1 protein-coding gene is annotated in these 670 nt (G+C 44.6%); it reads right to left on the bottom strand.

Annotated elements, in window-relative coordinates:
* Positions 1–59: 59 nt before the first annotated feature.
* Positions 60–670: EF-Tu C-terminal domain-related protein (locus tag AC19MV_RS23025; RefSeq protein ID WP_498310043.1), on the bottom strand; the 611-nt coding region annotated here is incomplete at its 5' end.

Genomic DNA, 670 nt, shown 5'->3' with positions numbered 1-670 from the left:
TTCCTAAAAACAAAAAAGGAAGCCGAAGCTTCCTTTTTCAGTGTTCACTAAAGTCGCTATTACGCGATGATTTTAGCTACTACACCAGCACCAACTGTACGGCCACCTTCACGGATAGCGAAACGTAAACCGTCGTCCATCGCGATTGGGTAAATCAGGGTAACTACCATTTTGATGTTATCACCAGGCATAACCATTTCTACGCCTTCTGGTAACTCAATTGTGCCTGTTACGTCTGTTGTACGGAAGTAGAACTGTGGACGGTAACCTTTGAAGAATGGAGTGTGACGTCCGCCTTCTTCTTTTGATAACACATACACTTCTGATTCGAATGTAGTGTGTGGCGTGATTGAACCAGGCTTAGCTAGTACTTGACCACGTTCTACGTCATCACGCTTAGTACCACGTAATAACACACCACAGTTCTCGCCTGCACGACCTTCGTCAAGCAGTTTACGGAACATTTCTACACCAGTACATGTTGTCTTAGTAGTTGCATGAACACCAACGATTTCTACTTCGTCAGATACACGTACAATACCACGCTCAACACGACCAGTTACCACTGTACCACGACCTGAAATCGAGAATACGTCTTCGATTGGTAGTAGGAATGGCTTATCGATATCACGCTCTGGCTCTGGAATATAAGAGTCTAACGCTTCAGCTA

This window comes from Shewanella sp. MF05913, from assembly GCF_059758095.1.
The sequence above is the reverse complement of the archived record's forward strand: the minus strand, read 5'-3'. Positions and strand labels throughout refer to the sequence as shown.